This window comes from Litorimonas cladophorae (assembly GCF_014652455.1).
GTDB classification, from domain to species: Bacteria; Pseudomonadota; Alphaproteobacteria; order Caulobacterales; family Maricaulaceae; genus Litorimonas; species Litorimonas cladophorae.
In genome coordinates this window covers 1239861-1256743 of the sequence record NZ_BMYV01000001.1, presented here as the reverse complement: position 1 = coordinate 1256743, position 16883 = coordinate 1239861, and the positions used below count along the sequence as shown (strand labels likewise).

At 51.4% G+C, this 16883-nt stretch carries 18 protein-coding genes; 7 read left to right on the top strand and 11 right to left on the bottom strand.

Annotation, left to right across the window (positions count from 1 at the left end; translation table 11 throughout):
* Positions 1–4 precede the first annotated feature (4 nt).
* The 8 genes from IE073_RS05980 to IE073_RS05945 form a co-directional block, all read right to left on the bottom strand.
* Positions 5–961 carry an alpha/beta fold hydrolase gene (locus IE073_RS05980; RefSeq protein WP_189582644.1) on the bottom strand — a complete coding sequence of 319 codons (957 nt, stop codon included), beginning with the start codon at positions 959–961 and terminating at the stop codon, positions 5–7.
* Positions 962–969: 8 nt separating this feature from the next.
* Positions 970–1578 (bottom strand): hypothetical protein, encoded by a 609-nt coding sequence (locus IE073_RS05975; RefSeq protein WP_233349846.1) that lies wholly within the window; start codon positions 1576–1578, stop codon positions 970–972.
* On the bottom strand, positions 1572–2006 hold the full coding sequence (locus tag IE073_RS05970) for an acyl-CoA thioesterase (RefSeq protein ID WP_189582641.1): 435 nt from the start codon (positions 2004–2006) through the stop codon (positions 1572–1574). Before IE073_RS05970 ends, IE073_RS05975 begins: the two co-directional genes overlap by 7 nt.
* Positions 2003–3133 (bottom strand): iron-containing alcohol dehydrogenase, encoded by a 1131-nt coding sequence (locus IE073_RS05965; protein ID WP_189582638.1) that lies wholly within the window; start codon positions 3131–3133, stop codon positions 2003–2005. The genes IE073_RS05970 and IE073_RS05965 overlap by 4 nt, the downstream gene beginning before the upstream one ends.
* A 54-nt stretch (positions 3134–3187) precedes the next feature.
* Positions 3188–3805, bottom strand: a complete 618-nt coding sequence (locus IE073_RS05960; RefSeq protein ID WP_189582635.1) for a LysE family translocator — start codon at positions 3803–3805, stop codon at positions 3188–3190.
* A gap of 188 nt (positions 3806–3993) precedes the next feature.
* Complete coding sequence (locus IE073_RS05955; protein ID WP_189582632.1) at positions 3994–4473, bottom strand: nuclear transport factor 2 family protein; 480 nt, start codon at positions 4471–4473, stop codon at positions 3994–3996.
* A gap of 29 nt (positions 4474–4502) precedes the next feature.
* Positions 4503–5471 carry an NADPH:quinone oxidoreductase family protein gene (locus tag IE073_RS05950; protein ID WP_189582629.1) on the bottom strand — a complete coding sequence of 323 codons (969 nt, stop codon included), beginning with the start codon at positions 5469–5471 and terminating at the stop codon, positions 4503–4505.
* Positions 5468–6274 carry an enoyl-CoA hydratase/isomerase family protein gene (locus IE073_RS05945; protein WP_189582625.1) on the bottom strand — a complete coding sequence of 269 codons (807 nt, stop codon included), beginning with the start codon at positions 6272–6274 and terminating at the stop codon, positions 5468–5470. The genes IE073_RS05950 and IE073_RS05945 overlap by 4 nt, the downstream gene beginning before the upstream one ends.
* Positions 6275–6356: 82 nt before the next feature.
* On the opposite strand from IE073_RS05945, the gene IE073_RS05940 reads away from it, so the two are divergent.
* From IE073_RS05940 to IE073_RS05915, 6 genes are all read left to right on the top strand, one after another.
* Positions 6357–7532, top strand: coding sequence for an acetyl-CoA C-acyltransferase (locus tag IE073_RS05940; protein ID WP_189582622.1), 1176 nt, complete (start codon positions 6357–6359; stop codon positions 7530–7532).
* Positions 7533–7832: a hypothetical protein gene (locus tag IE073_RS05935; protein ID WP_189582620.1), complete on the top strand. Its 300-nt coding sequence runs from the start codon at positions 7533–7535 to the stop codon at positions 7830–7832.
* Between the two features lie 18 nt (positions 7833–7850).
* Positions 7851–8768 (top strand): SDR family NAD(P)-dependent oxidoreductase, encoded by a 918-nt coding sequence (locus IE073_RS05930; protein ID WP_189582617.1) that lies wholly within the window; start codon positions 7851–7853, stop codon positions 8766–8768.
* 37 nt (positions 8769–8805) lie between these two features.
* Positions 8806–9981, top strand: coding sequence for an acyl-CoA dehydrogenase family protein (locus tag IE073_RS05925; RefSeq protein WP_189582614.1), 1176 nt, complete (start codon positions 8806–8808; stop codon positions 9979–9981).
* Positions 9982–10095: 114 nt separating this feature from the next.
* Entirely contained in the window at positions 10096–11232 is a 1137-nt protein-coding gene (locus IE073_RS05920) for an acyl-CoA dehydrogenase family protein (protein ID WP_189582611.1), read from the top strand.
* Positions 11233–11269: 37 nt separating this feature from the next.
* The gene (locus tag IE073_RS05915; protein WP_189582608.1) at positions 11270–11728 is read left to right on the top strand and encodes a MaoC family dehydratase; all 459 of its coding nucleotides are present in this window, start codon (positions 11270–11272) and stop codon (positions 11726–11728) included.
* A 77-nt stretch (positions 11729–11805) separates the two neighbouring features.
* Here the strand turns inward: IE073_RS05915 and IE073_RS05910 are convergent, their stop codons facing one another.
* The gene (locus IE073_RS05910; protein ID WP_189582605.1) at positions 11806–13065 is read right to left on the bottom strand and encodes an MFS transporter; all 1260 of its coding nucleotides are present in this window, start codon (positions 13063–13065) and stop codon (positions 11806–11808) included.
* Positions 13066–13487: 422 nt separating this feature from the next.
* Here IE073_RS05910 and IE073_RS05905 point away from each other — a divergent pair, with 422 nt between their 5' ends.
* On the top strand, positions 13488–14663 hold the full coding sequence (locus IE073_RS05905; protein WP_189582602.1) for a patatin-like phospholipase family protein: 1176 nt from the start codon (positions 13488–13490) through the stop codon (positions 14661–14663).
* On the opposite strand, the gene IE073_RS05900 is transcribed toward IE073_RS05905, so the two are convergent.
* Both IE073_RS05900 and IE073_RS05895 read right to left on the bottom strand, forming a co-directional pair.
* Positions 14627–15334, bottom strand: a complete 708-nt coding sequence (locus IE073_RS05900) for a VIT1/CCC1 transporter family protein (protein WP_189582599.1) — start codon at positions 15332–15334, stop codon at positions 14627–14629. The two genes, IE073_RS05905 and IE073_RS05900, sit on opposite strands and share 37 nt — an antisense overlap.
* Positions 15335–15790: 456 nt before the next feature.
* The gene (locus tag IE073_RS05895; protein WP_189582595.1) at positions 15791–16654 is read right to left on the bottom strand and encodes a formylglycine-generating enzyme family protein; all 864 of its coding nucleotides are present in this window, start codon (positions 16652–16654) and stop codon (positions 15791–15793) included.
* Positions 16655–16883 lie beyond the last annotated feature (229 nt).

Sequence of the window (16883 nt, the reverse complement as noted above, 5' to 3'; positions counted from 1 at the left end):
CCCGCTAATCGACAGGGTGGTGCTTAGCCAAAAACGCTAGCACCGCATCTGCTACGGCTTCGGGTTGTTCGGGCAGCAGCGCGTGACCCGCGTTTTGAACCTCGACAATCTCAACCTCTTGCGGGCATTTATCCCGCAGGGCGTAGGCGTTCTCAATCGGCGCGATCCGGTCTTGCATGGGTTGGACAATCAACATCGGAACGCCGCCCGCGCAATGCCAGAGGTCAGAGTATTCTTCGGATTCTATGATCGCTTCGCTTTGCGCCATCGCGGTCTTGGTATGCCATCCGCGCGTCCAATGATCGGGGATGTCATTGCCTTCTGCAAAGAAGGCATATTCGACATCTTTCATGCGGGATTCGTGGGATTTGAGCGGGTTGAAGATGTCGCGTAAGGATTGCTCGGCTTTGGGCTCTATCGGGATTTGGCCGCCCGCGGCAAGGAGGATGACAGCTTCAATGTTCGCTTGGTCTGTTGGTAAATCTAGTAACGAAGCGTCAAAACCATCTTGCATATTGCTAAGTGATGCGTTGAGTCTGACGACTCTGTTACCGTACGCATGACCGATCAGGATTGTAGGTTGTTTCCAACCGCAATTCTTCGCGCCTGCCGCGTGGATTGTGAAGGCCGCTCTATATGAATTAATAGAAAGCCCTATCCCACTGTCGCCAATTCCTCCTGGGTCTATGGACAGTGTCTGGTAACCGTTAAATTCAAGCGCCTTAGTTAATTCATTGAAGTCACTTGCTTCACGTCCCGCACTTGGAAACAAAATAATGCAAGGGCCTGCGCCAAGTTTTCTATAGGTCAGTGAGCCTTCGCTCGTACTAATTGTTTGAAGATCGCCAATTGCCTCTCTGGCTGTCGCACTCGGAAAGGGTAGATATATTGTAAGCCAAAACCCGACAGCGATAAGCGTAACACCAATCGCGCCTAGAATTAGTCGAGTTCGAAGACGCATTGCAGCCCCTAAAGCGGAACAGGGCTGTCGTGGAAAATCTTTCGCATCAGCGGAATAAAGCTCTCTAAACTATCGGCCGCAAAATCTGGATCGAACGCTGGCGCGTCCCATTCATCGACGAGCTTTACGGCATAATCATACCACGGCTCGTCTTTCCATTGCAGACGTAAATCCGTCGGCGCGCCCATATAGGCGTAATAATGCTCGCCTTGGAACGCTTGGTGATTGCGCAGCACGTGATAGCTATCCTCACTCACATACGGGCGCAGCATTTCGGCCGCGATGGGGCCGTGGTTCGGGACGTTGATGACTTTTGCAATGTCATGACAGAGCGCTACAACGATTTGTTCATCGCTCGCGCCGTCCCGCCGCGCGAGGGTTCCGCACATGAGGGCGTGTTGTAGCTGGTCGCATGCGAAACCCAATGTCGCATTCTCGAGCTGTTTTAGCATCTCAATGAAGCGGTCTGCGGTCTTGCCGAAATCCTGTTTATGCGCTGCGCCGATCTTCATCCAATCTTCCAACGTACCGTCTTGCATGCGCGTGAATTTGGCCTGCTCGCTGACGAGGGCCGGATCGTCTCTCATGATCTCGTCTAAATTTGGTGCGTCTAACATGGTGTAATTTCCCCGAGTTTTTCTTTCATCATAGCAGAAATTGCCGTGGGGCGTCGATTTTTTTCGTCGACATAGACATGCACGAATGAACCCTGCGCGCTGGCGGTGGTTTCCTCATTGCGGAAAAGTCCGATTTCATAGGTCACGCTGGAACTGCCGACCTTGGCCGCACGCAGCGCTGCGACGACATCATCGGGGAAACTAATCGGCGCGAAATAATCGCATGACGTCCCGACGACGAGACCGATGGTGTCGCTTTGGCCGATTTCCAAGAGGCCATTTTCAATCAGCCATTTATTCACGACTGTATCGAAATAGAAATAATAGACTGAATTGTTTACATGGCCATAAGCGTCATTATCGGCCCATCGCGTCGGGATGGTAAGATGATGTGGATAGCTGTTGAGGCTGTTCGGCGTCGCTCTCACAGGATTGTCTCATAGATTTTGACAACCGCTTCATGTGTCATCACGCGGGCGTTATTCATTAACAGACGGTCTTTGGTCATGGCGTCATCTGCCATCATGATGATGGCGTCACTTGGAATGTTTACTTCGGTCAAGGTTTGAGGGACTTTTGTCGCGTCCTTGATGCGCAGCATTTCATCCACCAGCGCCGAGCCGCTTTGGCCGACACCTAAATCTGTTGCGATTTCTGCGTACCAGTGATCGGCTTTGGGTTGGTTATATTTCATCACCTCGGTCAGGACGAGCGCGTTGGATAACCCGTGGGGCACATGGAAGAATCCGCCCAGCGGATAGGCGAGGGCGTGAACGGCGGCGCAGGGTGCGTTGCTGAACGCTTGTCCCGCGATCATCGCGCCGATCAACATTTCATTGCGCGCATCCAAATTGGTCGGCTCATTCACCGCTTGCACGATATTGTTCCGAAGTTTGCGCAGCGCCGTCAGGGCCAGGGCGTCTGACATCGGGTTCTTGAGACGGATGGAGGTATAGGCTTCGATGGCGTGGACCATCGCATCAATGCCCGTCGCCGCCGTGATCGATGCTGGTAGGCCAAGCGTCAGTTCCGCATCGAGCAAGACGCGATCTGCATAGAGGCTGTCTGCAACGACGCCTTTCTTGGCGGTTTTGCCCGTTGTCAGAATAGCGACATTCGTAACTTCGCTGCCCGTGCCAGACGTGGTCGGGATGAGCAGTAGCGGGAGTTTCGGTCCCTTTGCATTATCAACGCCATACATCGTTTCTAGCGGTTGATCACAGCCCGCCAAATGCGCGGCGACTTTTGCAGTATCCATCGGTGATCCGCCACCAAAGCCGATGACGAGCCCCGCGCCGAATGCCCGAATACCATCGGCGATTTCCTGCATAATCGCTTCGGGGGGATCGGCGACGACTTGATCAAAGATCATCACGTCAAAGCCCGCGCTTTCCAGCGCATCAATTCCACTATCCATCAGCCCAAGGCTGCGCACACCTTTGTCCGTCACGATCGCCACGCGTTTATTGGAACTGAGGCCTTCAATGAGAAGATCCAACTTTGCAGCGCCGCCGGGGGCTATGCGGATGTCGGATACTGTTTTGAATGTGTGCATGGTGTCATCCTGTTTGCGTTTAACTTGCCGATGAATTTTATCGCTGTCTAGGTGTCAGCCGTCCCGCGTAGACCAGCCGAACCAGATGGCTGTCAGCGCCAAAGCCAACGCTAAGATGCGCCTCACCCAGAAACTGCGCCTAGGGTTTTCCAGGAATTTGTGGAACGTCCCAGCAAAGACTACGATCAAAACATGTATGGCTGTCGCAATCCCGACATAAAGGACTGTCAGACCGAAAATCTCTGCCCATGCCGCTTCGCGCGAAGAGAGAAAGGTCGGAAGCACGGCAATATAGAAGAGCGCGGCTTTGGGGTTGAGAAGGTTGACCGTTAGGCCGTGACGGAAATAGGTGAGGTCACTCTCCGTGTTTCCACTGCGATGCGGCGAACTTTCGCCAGCCTCACGCCAACCTTCCCACGCTAGAAAAAGCAAATAAGCAATCCCGCCCCAGCGCAAAATCTGGAACAGGATCGGATTTTGCGTGACGACGGCTCCAACACCTGCTGCGCTCAGCAGCCCAATAATTAACAGGCCTAGGGCAACACCAGCCGTAGTCGCGAAGCCATGTCGTCGCCCCTTCGTCGCGCTGATCAGTGCCAGAAACGCCATATTAGGCCCGGGCGTTAGTTCGATAAGTATGGCTGCGGAAATGAAAGCGAGCAGGTTTTCCATCACACTCCCTTTCAACTCTTAGGAATCAATCTCAACATTGCTTTGCCCGCCGCCTTTTGGTTTGTTGGGAGTCTCGTTCTCGGATCGAACTATTACAAATGCGCCATATTCGGCCAGCGATTAAGTTTGACCAAAAAACGCCAATAATTGTTGGAAATTGCTCTGCGTTCGGTCTGCCTAATATTATGTTAATCCGCCAGAGTATGTTCATCACGCACCTTGCTGAATGTCAGAGCGGTCAGTTTCCATTCCTCGCCAACCCGCAAATAAGCTTCAGTTGTCGTAAATTCGTTCGACACTTGGAGGTCGCGTACGACAGCATCAAGCGTGATCCGGTTCCAGACAATCGCGTGGTTATCAAAAATTTCAGTGGCGACATCATGAACTGTAGCGCGTTTATACCAAATAAAGTTGTTTTCGATAATCTCCATTTCACGCGCCTTACCCCAGGTTCCGCTCATATGGACAAATTTAGACTGGTCATGAAATAGACTTTCTAAGGCCTCGATGTTTCTGTCAGCCATCCAGCCCCATTTTTTTCGTGAAAGGGTTTCCAATTCCTGTGAAGCATTGGACCTTTCGAGTTGAGTATTTTTAGATATTGAGGTGTCTGGTGCACAGGCCACCAGATAGGTCGCCGCGAAAACAATCGCTAGAAAGTGTCTCATGATAAAATCTCGTGGTTTTTTAACGTTATTTAGTCCATCGTCAGGATGACTTTGCCCATCGCTTTGCGTGACGTGAGTTCGTCAAACGCGTTTGCGAAATCATCCAACGGGTAATGATTGCTGATGCGAGGTTTGATTTTTCCCGTTTTGAGCATGCCCATAATCTCGCCGATATTGTTCATATGGTCTTTGGGGTCGCGCTGGGTCCATGCGCCCCAGAACACGCCGCGGATGTCGATGGATTTCAATAGGCAGAGGTTTAGCGGAATGCGCGGAATGTCGCCCGCCGCAAAGCCGACAACGAGATAGCGTCCGCCCCAATTCATGGCACGTACGCAAGGTTCGGCGAATTTATCACCAACGGGATCGTATAGAACATCTGCGCCGCCGAGGGCTTTGATCGCTTTTTTCAGGTCCATATCACCAGAGTAATTTATGGTCTCATCCGCACCATGCGCGCGGCAAACCTCTAGCTTTTCATCCGTCGAGGCGCAGGCAATTACCCGCGCGCCCATAGCTTTACTTAACTCAACAGCGGCAAGGCCAACGCCGCCCGCAGCGCCGAGCACGACCAGCGTTTCACCTGGCTGGAGCTGTGCGCGTTGTTTCAGCGCGTAATAGGATGTGCCGTAAACAAGAACGAGCCCAGCCGCGATATCAAACGGCATGTCGCCGATCGGGCCAACCGTTGCGACGGGCGCTACGACTTCTGTGGCGAATGCCCCGACTTGGCCGAGGTAAGCAACACGGTCGCCCACTTTCAGATGTTTCACATCATCGGCGACTTCGCTGACGATGCCTGCGGCTTCTCCGCCTGGAATGAAAGGGAAGGGTGGTTGAGCTTGGTATTTGCCTTCCGCGATCAATATGTCGGGGAAGTTTACGCCCGCGGCTTTGAGTGCGATACGAACGTGACCTGCTCGCATGGGTGAAGGCGTCACGTCCTCAACTTTATGTTTTTTGTAATCCTGAAATTGGTGGACGTTTAAGGCTCTCATTTGGGGCTCCAATTGGGTTTACGTTTTTCGATAAAGCTCGCGATGCCCTCCTTGCCCTCATCAGAGAGCATACAGGTGGCGAAGGTGTCGGCGGCGTGATCCATCATCGCTGCGCCTGATTTATCGCGGGACGACAGAATTAGGTGTTTAGTCGCGGCAATCGCGCCCGGGCCGCAACGTAGGACACCGCGTTTGATGCGGGCTTCGACAGGTCCTAAATCATCTGGACTGACCACGATTTCATCAACCAAGCCATAGTCTTCAGCCTCGCGTCCTGTGAACCGCGCACCTGTGAGCATGATACGCCGCGCCATTGGTAAGCCGACACGGGCCACGACAAAGGGCGCGATTTGAGCGGGCGGTATCCCGAGCATGGTTTCCGTGAGGGAGAATTTCGCATCTTCCGTGGAGATAATGACGTCACCGCAGCACATTAAACCCAAGCCGCCAGCAATCGCTGCGCCCTCGACGAGGACGATCACGACTTGCGGCATTTCGTTTAGGCCAATGAGGACATCACCAATGCCTCGGTTCATGGCCGCTACTTCGGCATGGGTGACACCTGGCGCTTGCATCGCGTTGAAGCTTTTTAAGTCTCCGCCTGAACAGAACAGTCCGTTTTTGCCGCGCAGGGTGATCCCGCGCACACTGCGATCCCCGCGCACTGTGTCCATCACCGCGAGTAATTCTGCGCACATGACGTCGCCGATGGCGTTCTTATTTGACGGACTGTCGAGCCAGATCGTGAGCCATCCGTCAGCAAGGTCGAGCTGTAGTTTCGAGGTTTGTGGTAATTTTTGCATAGTTATATTCATATTCGTTATTTGACCCGCCCCCGCAATAGGTCATAACCGAATGAGATTCATTTTTTCTGGAGACATCCTCATGAGAGACGCCGTACTTGTATCGACCGCCCGTACACCGATTGGCCGCGCATATCGCGGCGCTTTTAACGTCACACCTTCACCGACACTCGCGGCCCATTGTATTGATCATGCCGTCCAGCGTGCTGGAATTGACGGCGCGGAAGTCGCGGATGTTGTGATGGGCTGCGCCTTGCAACAGGGCGTTCAGGTAACAGTTGGCCGCAATGCGGTTCTCGCCTCAAACTTGCCCGTAACGGTACCTGCTATGAGCGTTGATCGTCAGTGTTCATCTGGCATGGTTGCGATCGGTATCGCAGCGCGCAAGATCATGTGCGGCGAAGCCGACGTTGTCATCGGCGGCGGTGTCGACAGCATCTCTATGGTTCAGACGCCAGAAATGCGCGTTGCCGCTGATCCGAACGTCACGGCGAAGCATCCAGCGGCTTATATGCCAATGCTGCAAACGGCAGAAATCGTTGCATCCCGCTATAATGTCTCGCGTGAACGCATGGACGAATATGCTCTCATGAGCCAACAGCGCACACATGCGGCGCAACAAGCTGGCGCATTTGACGATGAGATTGTCCCGCTCGAAACCACGATGAAAGTTATGGACAAGGCGACGAAGGAAATTTCCGAGCACACAGTCACGCTTGAAAAAGACGAAGGCAATCGTCCGGGCACAAACATTGAAGGCCTCAATGGTCTGAAACCTGTATTGGGTTTGGATAAGACGATTACGGCTGGCAACGCGTCGCAATTGTCTGATGGTGCGTCCGTTTCTGTTCTCATGAGCGCGAAACTGGCCGAACAGCGCGGTCTGTCGCCACTCGGTTATTATCGCGGCATGGCTGTTGCAGGCCTTGAGCCAGATGAAATGGGCATTGGTCCAATTTACGCGGTACCAAAGCTACTCAAGCAACATGGACTGACGGTTGATGATATCGATCTATGGGAATTGAACGAAGCTTTTGCGGTTCAGGTTCTTTATTGTGCCGACGTTCTCGGTATTCCGATGGAAAAGCTGAACGTCAATGGCGGCGCGATCTCTGTGGGCCATCCTTATGGTATGTCTGGCGCGCGTATGTCCGCACATGCGTTGATCGAAGGCAAACGTCGCGGCGCGAAATATGTTGTCAGCACAATGTGTGTCGGCGGCGGCATGGGTGCCGCGGGATTGTTTGAAGTCGCGTAAGTGCCTTGGTTCCGTTGTCTGATTCATGGAGAAAATTTCTCAATAGAATCTGATGGCGGGGCCAATGTTAAAGGCTTCTATACGACCCGTTTTGTGGAAGCCGAAAATTATAGCCAAGCCGAAGTCATCGGTTTGGCGGTTTTGAGAGCAGACTCCTTCTTTGCTGATGAAGCCATGAAGAACCGATCTCCTGAAGCGAGAATTGAGTTTGAGGAAATTGAGGAATTGAAGGGCAAGCCGCCGAAAATTGGCATTTGGCCATTTCGCCATCACGTGGCTGGTGGGTTTGTATTTTACTAATCCGATAAGGAAAAGAAAATGAGCACAGTAGAGTTTAACAACCGCGTAGCCATCGTCACAGGTGCTGGCGGCGGTCTTGGCCGTTCACATGCTTTGGCTTTGGCCGCGCGCGGCGTCAAAGTCGTCGTCAATGACCTCGGCGGCTCCGTCGACGGAACAGGTGGCTCAGAGACTATGGCTGAGAAGGTCGTGGCCGAAATCATCGCGGCAGGCGGCGAGGCGATTGCCAATGGTGCAAATGTTACCAATGAGGCCGAAGTCCAAGCTATGGTCGATGAAACTATTGCGAAATGGGGCAAGATTGACATTCTCGTCAACAATGCAGGCATCCTGCGTGACAAATCTTTCTCCAAAATGGAAATGAAAGACTGGGATTTGGTTGTGGCGGTTCACCTGAAAGGCTCAGCGGTCTGCACCAAAGCGGTTTGGAACCACATGAAAGCGAACGGCTATGGCCGAATCGTCATGACGACAAGCTCCTCGGGGATGTATGGCAACTTTGGCCAAACCAATTACGGCGCTGCGAAAGCTGGCTTATCTGGATTTATGCGCACGCTCTGCCTTGAAGGTGCAAAATACGATATCCGGGTAAATGTGCTCTCGCCAACGGCGCGTTCCCGCATGACCGAGAATTTGATGCCTGAAGAAATTCTGGAGAAGCTCACAGTTGAGTCTGTTTCAGCCGGTCTTGTGTATCTCGTCTGCGACGACGCGCCCAATCGCATGATTATGTGTGCCGGTGCAGGAGGCTACTCGGAGACGAAAGTCTTTGAAACTCAAGGAATCAACCTCTCAGAAGGTGCACAAACCGCAGAGAATGTCGCGAAATTTATCGACAAGATCCGCGACACCACTGGTCAGGAAGAATTTACGAATGGCGGACAGCAGGGCGCGAAGTTCCTGACCCGTATTCAAAAAGGCGAATTCACGGCCTAATTCGTGAAACGCTAATCAGGATTTAAAGGATAATGTTATGAGCGATTTAGACACATTCCGCATGGAAGCTCGCACGTGGTTAGAGGCCAATTGCCCTGCCGAAATGCGGACAGCCGAAACGAGCGATAAAGACGCCTGTTGGGGCGGCCGAAATTTCAAATTTAAGTCCGAAGCGCAGAAAGTCTGGCTAGAGCGCATGGTCGCCCAAGGCTGGACCGTCCCAACTTGGCCAAAAGAATATGGTGGCGCTGGACTTTCGCGTAAGGAAGAGATCGTCCTTTTACAGGAAATGAAGCGTATCAATGCGCGTAATCCTCTTTCTTCCTTCGGCATCTGGATGCTCGGACCAGCGCTTTTGAAATTCGGCAATGAAGAACAAAAAGCCGAGCATTTGCCGCCAATCGCGCGCGGTGAAATTCGTTGGTGTCAGGGCTATTCAGAGCCAGGCGCGGGTTCAGATCTAGCGTCTTTGAAAACTAAAGCCGAAGATATGGGCGATCATTACATCGTCAATGGTCAGAAAGTTTGGACATCTTACGCCGATGAAGCCGATTGGATTTTCTGTCTCGTGCGCACGGACAACACGGGCAAAAAACACCACGGCATTTCATTCGTTTTGTTTGATATGGCCTCCGAAGGTGTCGAAGCGCGTCCGATCAAACTGATCTCTGGTCGTTCGCCATTCTGCGAGACCTTCCTCACAGACGTCAAAGTTCTAAAGAAAAACCTGCTTGGCGAAGAACATAAAGGCTGGTCCATCGCGAAATACCTCCTGACGCATGAGCGTGAGATGATCGGTGGCGGCAATGAGGCGGCTCGTCCGTTGCACGAACTCGCGGCTGGGTCGCTAGGTCTGGAAGATGGCAAATTAGCAGATCCCATGTTGCGTGCGAAAATCGCTGAAGCCGAGATTGACGAATGGGCTTTCAACCTAACTATGAAACGCAAATTGGCCGAAGCCAAAGCGGGCGCATCTTTGGGCGCAGACAGCTCCATGCTGAAATATTACGGTACAGAGCTCAATAAGCGTAAGTATGAGCTGATGATGGACGCGACAGGCCATGAAGGTCTGGAGTGGGAAAGCGACCGTTCCAATGATGGCAAAATGGCGCGGAGCTGGTTACGCACCAAAGGTAACTCCATCGAAGGCGGAACATCCGAAGTGCAGCTGAACATTATAAGCAAGCACATTTTGCAACTGCCAGGCGCGTAACACGGCGGTAGTTCTCGAAGCTGGGCGACCGAATTCGGTCGCCCCAATGGCCCGCGGTCACGGCCGCGCCGATACTCACACAGCTTAAAATGCTGATCGATTAGGAATAGACGAATGGCTCTCGTACTCAATGAAGACGAAGTGATGATGCGCGATATGGCGCAAGGATTTTTTGCCGAGAAAGCGCCGGTAAAAGCGCTGCGCGTGTTGCGCGACACTCAAGATGAAACAGGGTTTGATCGTGCCTTATGGGCTGACATGGCTGGAATGGGTTTTGCTGGTATCGTTGTGCCAGAAGAGCATGGCGGCGTGGATATGGGCTATCTCGCGGCCGGCCTTGTGGCTGAGCAAATGGGTCGCAACTTGACGGCATCTCCTTTTCTTTCGACGGCCATTCTCGCGGCCACTGCGTTGAAGCACGGCACTGATGAGCAAAAGTCCGAGTGGCTCCCAAAGATTGCCTCTGGCAAGGCCGTGATCGCGCTGGCGCTGGATGAAGGTGTAAAACACAACCCACGCGGAACAGCTACGACAGCAGAGCCGTCTGGGAATGGTTTCAAACTTAACGGCTCTAAGGCCATGGTCGTCGATGGCCATGTCGCCGACGTTATGATCGTCGCCGCGCGGACATCGGGCGAGGCGGGTGACGCAGAGGGTATTTCCTTATTCTTGGTCGACCCGAAATCCAAAGGCGTTGCGACAGAACGCACAATTATGGTCGATAGCCGCAATGCAGCACGCATAGATTTGGATGATGTCGAAGTCTCTGGCGACGCTTTGATCGGAACACTTGACGGAGGCATGGCCGTTCTTGATGCTGTGCTCACAGCTGGCCGAGGTATTGCTGCCGCAGAATTGCTGGGTGCAGGCGCGCAAGCGTTTGAAGACACAGTTGCCTATATTAAGGAGCGTAAGCAATTCGGCCAAATCATTGGCGAATTTCAAGCCCTCCAGCATCGCAGTTCCCATTTGTACTCAGAGCTAGAAATTGCCCGGTCCGCCGTAATTGGTGCGCTGACGGCGCTGGATGAGGGTGATGAAAAAGCGTCGGCTTATTGTGCGATGGCGAAAGCAAAGCTGGGTTCAGTCGCAAAACTTGCCAGCCAAGAGGGCGTTCAAATGCATGGCGGCGTTGGTATGACCGATGAATATGACATTGGACTTTTTATGAAACGCATTCGTGTCTTGCAAGAGCTCATGGGGGATGCGCATTATCATATGAATGAGTTTGCCGTCGCTAACGAATTTTAGGCATGCTTGATAAAATTTAAAAACTAAGGGGATACACATGAAAACGATCAAAGCTGAAGAATTAGAAGCAACCGTCGGAACCGATCTGGGAACATCAGACTGGATTACGATCGAACAGGATCGCGTCAATCAGTTCGCGGATGTGACAGAAGATCACCAGTTCATTCATGTAAATCCCGAGATGGCTAAAATGACTCCATTCGGTGGTCCTATTGCCCATGGATTTTTGACGCTTTCCCTGTTGTCCAAGTTCTCGGAGCAAGGCGGGCTCATGATCGAAGGCGTCAAGATGGGCGTGAACTACGGTTTTGAAAAAGTGCGTTTTCTTGCGCCTGTGAAAGTTGGTAAAAAAGTCCGCGGTCATTTTAAACTCAAAGCGGCGGAAGAGAAACGGCCGGGTCAATATCTCATGACCTATGAAATCACTGTCGAAATCGAGGGCGAAGACAAGCCAGCTTTGATCGCTGATTGGCTTGGAATGCAATTCACGGGCTAGCTATAGCTTATTGATATGAGAAAACGAGCCGCCTGTTAGGGCGGCTTTTTTGTGCCAGGTCTTCAGTTTGAATGCGTTTAAACGGGAGGAGAATTCCGTTTTCTTTTTCGTTTAATGATGTTTCTTGGGTCAGTTCTCAAGATCAAAGCCATAGATCGCGGGCGAGGCATTGTTACGTAATCCGCACTTTCGTCGGGGGCAGCGCGTTTGACCACTCGGAAAATAGCATAGAGCATCAGAACAGCGTGGACGCTCGCCGTGAAGGCAAACATTGCAGAGGGCTCAAAAACGGACATGATTATTGGCGAAATCACCGGACCAATGACCGAACCGATACCGTAGATTAACATTAAGCCCCCGCTGATCGCCACAAATTCGTCAGGTTCCGCGCGATCATTCGCATGAGCCGCCGACAATCCGTAAATCTGCATACCAAATGCGCCGTAGATTATCCCGCCAATAATCAAAAGTGTCGCTGATTTAGGGGCCATCAGGTAAAGAAATAAGCCGCCGCCAATTGCGCCCAGTGACATTAAAATTAAAATTTCACGCCGCCCAAACTTGTCGGACAAATATCCGACCGGCCATTGCAGGACAGCCCCACAAAAAATGACTACACTCATGAAAACCGAGACCATGATAATCGGATGGCCAAGTAGCTGAACGAACACCGGAGCCATCCCCCAAAAACTACCATTTGTCAGGCCAACTGCCAGGCATCCTGCGACAGCTAGAGGCGATGTACGTATCAGTTTCCTAATGTTCAGGGACGTGTTCGTGACAGCGACTGGGGCTTGGGACGTCGAAAGAGAAATCGGGAAAATTGCCAAGCAAACACACATTGCAACCACGGAAAAAAGCGCAAAGCTACCTGGGTCATACAGCGTCAGCATGAATTGCCCTGTCGTAATCGCAAACAGGTCCACCATACGGTAGATTGAGAGTATCTGCCCACGTTGCTCATTGGGCGTCTTTTCATTTATCCAGCTTTCAATGAGAATATATAATCCCGCAAAGCCAAACCCCGTAGCAAAACGTAAAATGATCCAAACCGGGACGTTGATAAAAAGGACATGGGCCAATACGCACGCCCCGATCAGGGATGACAGCGCAGCGAAGACCCGGACATGACCAACCCGTTTGACCAACACTGGCGTCAAAAGGCAGCCAAAGATGAATCCCGCAAAATAGAAAGACGCAATTAATCCCGTAGCAATTAGAGGGAAGCCTTCGATTTCTGCGCGAACAGCAATCAGAGTCGACAATAAACCGCCGCCCGCCAAGAGCACTGCGGCTGAAATCAGGAGCGTGCCAACTGATGATAAAACTGCGCGCATCGCTCGCCCTTAGAAAGACACCCGCTCATTGGAACGCGCATTTCAATTTCGAGGGCCTATTAGGCTCGAAATGAAATCAAGCAAGCCATTTTATTCAATATTTGGAATGATGATTTGAGGGCGTAGGGACCCCAATCTTGCTTTCGTTCGGGATACGCCTTTCCTAACGTCTGGCATCAGCGCTTCTTGCGATTATACGCACAAAATGTGCCTTTTCCAATGCTGCCCCAATTAAGACCGGTTTTGATTCGAATACCGTTTTTCGTCGCCGACCGATATGATACCGTCGACCGTCAATGTCGCCGATGCAGGCGACGGAATGGGTGACGAAGCTGGGGTCGTGCCAGCTTGCTTGTTGCTGATGATGTCGGCAATCGCATTTGCGGCGTGACGGCAGCGTAATGAGGCAATAGGGATTACACATGTCACCAGTAAAATTGTCAGGATTGGTCGTTACAGGCGGTGGAGCGCGCGGGGCTTATCAAGTCGGCGTATTGCGCGCTGTGAATGACATTTTGGATGGTGGAGCTGAGCCTTTCGATATCATCTCGGGAATTTCCGTTGGGGGATTGAACGCTGCAGGATTGGCGTCGGTTCCCGATGATTTCGCGGCAAGCACGGCGAACTTGGAAAGCTTCTGGAGGGGTTTGACGACATCGCAAGTTTTCGATCCAAGACTGAGGAAAATATTTGGAACGGCGATTAAACTCGGTTTTTCAATGATCCTTCCAAAGCGAATGGCGAAGGCACCTCGGTCGTTGCTGGACAATACGCCTTTGCGGGAAACACTGCTCAAAAAAATAGATTTCGATAGAATTGCGCTTGCCGTGGAGGATAACGCGATCACGGCCATCAGCGTCACATGTTCGGGATATGAAACTGGATATGCAGTTACATTTTTTGACAAAAAAGGTCAGAACGAAGACTGGCACCGTGTGCGTCGCGAAGGACGTCAACGAACATTAGATATTGATGAGGTTATGGCATCTGCCGCGCTCCCACTTTTATTTCCGGCGGTCGAAATTGATGGTGAGTTTTTCGGGGACGGGGCTCTACGCCAAACCTCACCCCTGGCTCCCTCCATTCATCTTGGCGCGGATAAGCTTTTTATTATTGGGACAAGGGACAGCACACCTGAAGAGCCCGATCTATCAGATTTGAAAGCTGAATATCCGTCCGTAGGGGATTTAGGGGGATATGCGCTGGATATTATATTTCATGACAGTTTGGAGTCCGATATTGAACGGCTGACTCGATTGAACCAGCTTGTGAGCCATCTAACCTTGGAGGAACGACGTGAAGCGAATCTGAAACCGATCGAGGTGTTTTCGATCAACCCTTCGGTATCGCTACGTAGTTTAGCCAGACAGCATGCGCCGGAAATGCCGCGGCGATTAAGGTGGTTGATCAAACGTCGGACAGCCGCTTCGGCTTTGGGCCGGATTGAAAGCTATTTGCTATTTGAACCCGGCTATATTGGGGCGCTGATTGACCTCGGATATGCTGACGCCATGGCTCGCCGCGATGAGATTGTCGCGTTCTTCCGACCCGAAGCTAGTTCTTACACCACGACCCCAAACCAAGATCCGACAACATAAGTTAGACCCATTGCGGCCGCGCCCCAAAAGGCGATCCGTAGTGCGGCTCTAAGTTTAGCCGCTCCGCCAATATGCGCGGATAGGAGGCCCAATGCGATCAAGGCCAGAAGCGATGAGAGACCTAAACTCCAGATGACCAATTCGGGCGGCGTGATAAATGCGGCGACCAGCGGAAGAGATGCCCCAATTGCAAAACTCACGGCGGACGCGAAAGCCGCTTGAATGGGCTTGGCCTTGTGAGTGTCCGTTAGACCTAATTCGTCGCGCATATGCGCACCGATTGGATCATGCGCCATGAGTTCTGTCGCAACTTGTTGCGCGAGGGACGCGGAAAGCCCTCTGCTTTGATAAATTTCTGCAAGTTCCTGTCGCTCACCTTCAGGATCTGCCTGAATGGCCGCCTTTTCAATTTTTAGGTCGGCCGCCTCACTATCAGCTTGGGTGCTTACAGACACATATTCGCCGGCTGCCATCGATAATGCGCCTGCGACCAAAGCTGCAGTGCCCGTCAAAAGTAGGGCACTATGGGAAACAGATGCCGCGGCCACGCCTATCATAACGCTCGCTGTTGATATTATACCATCATTGGCACCAAGGACGGCGGCGCGCAGCCACCCTAACTGATGGCTGACGTGGTGTTCGTCGAAATGGTCTGGAGACGGATTTGACATTAGGCGTTGAACCTATCTCACAAAATTCAAAAGTGCACGGCAATTCACAAACCCAGCTTAAAATGACCTGCTGCAAATTTGTTACCATCGTTAGGAATGACGCCGGGCTTTTAGCCCGTCAACATTATATGAGTTGGCAAGACTGCAAATGGTTGTGTTTAAATGACTTCTGGGAGGATCGATGGCTCCCCAGGTAGGAGTCAATGATGTAATTAAAGTGTCTGTAAAACAGTAGTTAGAGAGAGAACTTAACTCGAATGTTACACCGTTTGATGCACCATTTGTCACACTGAAATTGCGTTGACCATATTGATGAAACGCTTGATTTCTCTCTACAGGATCAATTTTTTTCTAGCGTTAAGAAAATTATCCTACTTTCAGAATTTGCGACTTATGGTCAAATTGAAAGTTGAACCTCAGATGGTGAGCCTCTGAATTCACCTTGCAGGATAAAACTTACCGAATGGGAGTGGGATTGGATGGTGAAACCGTTCTAAAACCAATGTGGTTTGTGGGAAGATCTGCTTCTTGAAACTGCCGCGCCGCACTTCTGTAACGAGCGCAATAATTTTCCGCGCAAAGGTAAGAGCCTCCCTTAATAGCATAAATAGTCGCTTCCGAACTCTGGCCTGTTTCTGACTTCGTCCATTCCCAAACATTGCCTATCATATCATGCAATCCAAAACTATTTGCCGGGTAACATCCAACGGGTGCACGCAGGTCAAATCCATCTTCATTCGTGTTTTGAATGGGAAAGGCGCCCTGCCATGTGTTGGCCATCTCTTTTCCGTCAGGGGATCTTACGTCTCCCCATACATATCGAGTTTCCGAATTTGCTTTAGCCGCAAATTCCCATTGCGCTTCAGTTGGTAGGTCACGTTTTGCCCAGCGAGCATAGGCTAGCGCGTCTTCAAAAGAGACTTGCACGACGGGGTAGTTGCCTTGTTGTTGAATATTGCTTTTTGGACCTTCTGGATTTTTCCAGTTCGCGCCCTCGACGAAGCGCCACCAATTAGGGTGGCCGATTGAGGGCGGCATGAAGACGGCGGCGCCTGGAACGTCAAAACCGACCTGAGGTTTTTCGGCGGTCGTGACATATCCTGTTTCGTCCACGAAAGTTGCAAATTGGGAGTTTGTAACTTCATGAATGTCGATATCAAAATCTGAGACAGTCACACTTCGCAAGATTTCTTCAGGGTATTGCTGAGGCGTGCCCATAGTGAATGTGCCTCCAATAATGGATTGCGTTTTATATGCAGTTTCTGGACACGTGAAAACGGGTTCGACACTCGTTTTTCCACAGCCAGATAGAGATACCATGGTTGCTAAACAAATTTGAAATTGGAAAATTCGGCGTAGCAAAAAATGTCTTTCTAGATATTTATAAGCAGTAAATTGAGGTTGGGACCCATAGCTCTATCAAAGCCGCCGGAGGGTCAATGCAAAACTATCATAGAAGAAACACTTAGAAAGATAGGACCTATTTCTGACAACAGTTTGCAATCGTGCGGGTGGCAAAGGAGTTTGGGACAATTCAGAAACTCCATCA

Coding starts and splice junctions, on each gene's coding strand:
- IE073_RS05925 (WP_189582614.1), top strand. CDS start 8,806: ATGAGCGATTTAGACACATTCCGCATGGAAGCTCGCACGTGGTTAGAG.
- IE073_RS05910 (WP_189582605.1), bottom strand. CDS start 13,065: ATGCGCGCAGTTTTATCATCAGTTGGCACGCTCCTGATTTCAGCCGCA.
- IE073_RS05905 (WP_189582602.1), top strand. CDS start 13,488: ATGTCACCAGTAAAATTGTCAGGATTGGTCGTTACAGGCGGTGGAGCG.
- IE073_RS05915 (WP_189582608.1), top strand. CDS start 11,270: ATGAAAACGATCAAAGCTGAAGAATTAGAAGCAACCGTCGGAACCGAT.
- IE073_RS05895 (WP_189582595.1), bottom strand. CDS start 16,654: ATGGTATCTCTATCTGGCTGTGGAAAAACGAGTGTCGAACCCGTTTTC.
- IE073_RS05900 (WP_189582599.1), bottom strand. CDS start 15,334: ATGTCAAATCCGTCTCCAGACCATTTCGACGAACACCACGTCAGCCAT.
- IE073_RS05960 (WP_189582635.1), bottom strand. CDS start 3,805: ATGGAAAACCTGCTCGCTTTCATTTCCGCAGCCATACTTATCGAACTA.
- IE073_RS05945 (WP_189582625.1), bottom strand. CDS start 6,274: ATGCAAAAATTACCACAAACCTCGAAACTACAGCTCGACCTTGCTGAC.
- IE073_RS05930 (WP_189582617.1), top strand. CDS start 7,851: ATGAGCACAGTAGAGTTTAACAACCGCGTAGCCATCGTCACAGGTGCT.
- IE073_RS05920 (WP_189582611.1), top strand. CDS start 10,096: ATGGCTCTCGTACTCAATGAAGACGAAGTGATGATGCGCGATATGGCG.
- IE073_RS05975 (WP_233349846.1), bottom strand. CDS start 1,578: ATGTTAGACGCACCAAATTTAGACGAGATCATGAGAGACGATCCGGCC.
- IE073_RS05950 (WP_189582629.1), bottom strand. CDS start 5,471: ATGAGAGCCTTAAACGTCCACCAATTTCAGGATTACAAAAAACATAAA.
- IE073_RS05955 (WP_189582632.1), bottom strand. CDS start 4,473: ATGAGACACTTTCTAGCGATTGTTTTCGCGGCGACCTATCTGGTGGCC.
- IE073_RS05965 (WP_189582638.1), bottom strand. CDS start 3,133: ATGCACACATTCAAAACAGTATCCGACATCCGCATAGCCCCCGGCGGC.
- IE073_RS05980 (WP_189582644.1), bottom strand. CDS start 961: ATGCGTCTTCGAACTCGACTAATTCTAGGCGCGATTGGTGTTACGCTT.
- IE073_RS05940 (WP_189582622.1), top strand. CDS start 6,357: ATGAGAGACGCCGTACTTGTATCGACCGCCCGTACACCGATTGGCCGC.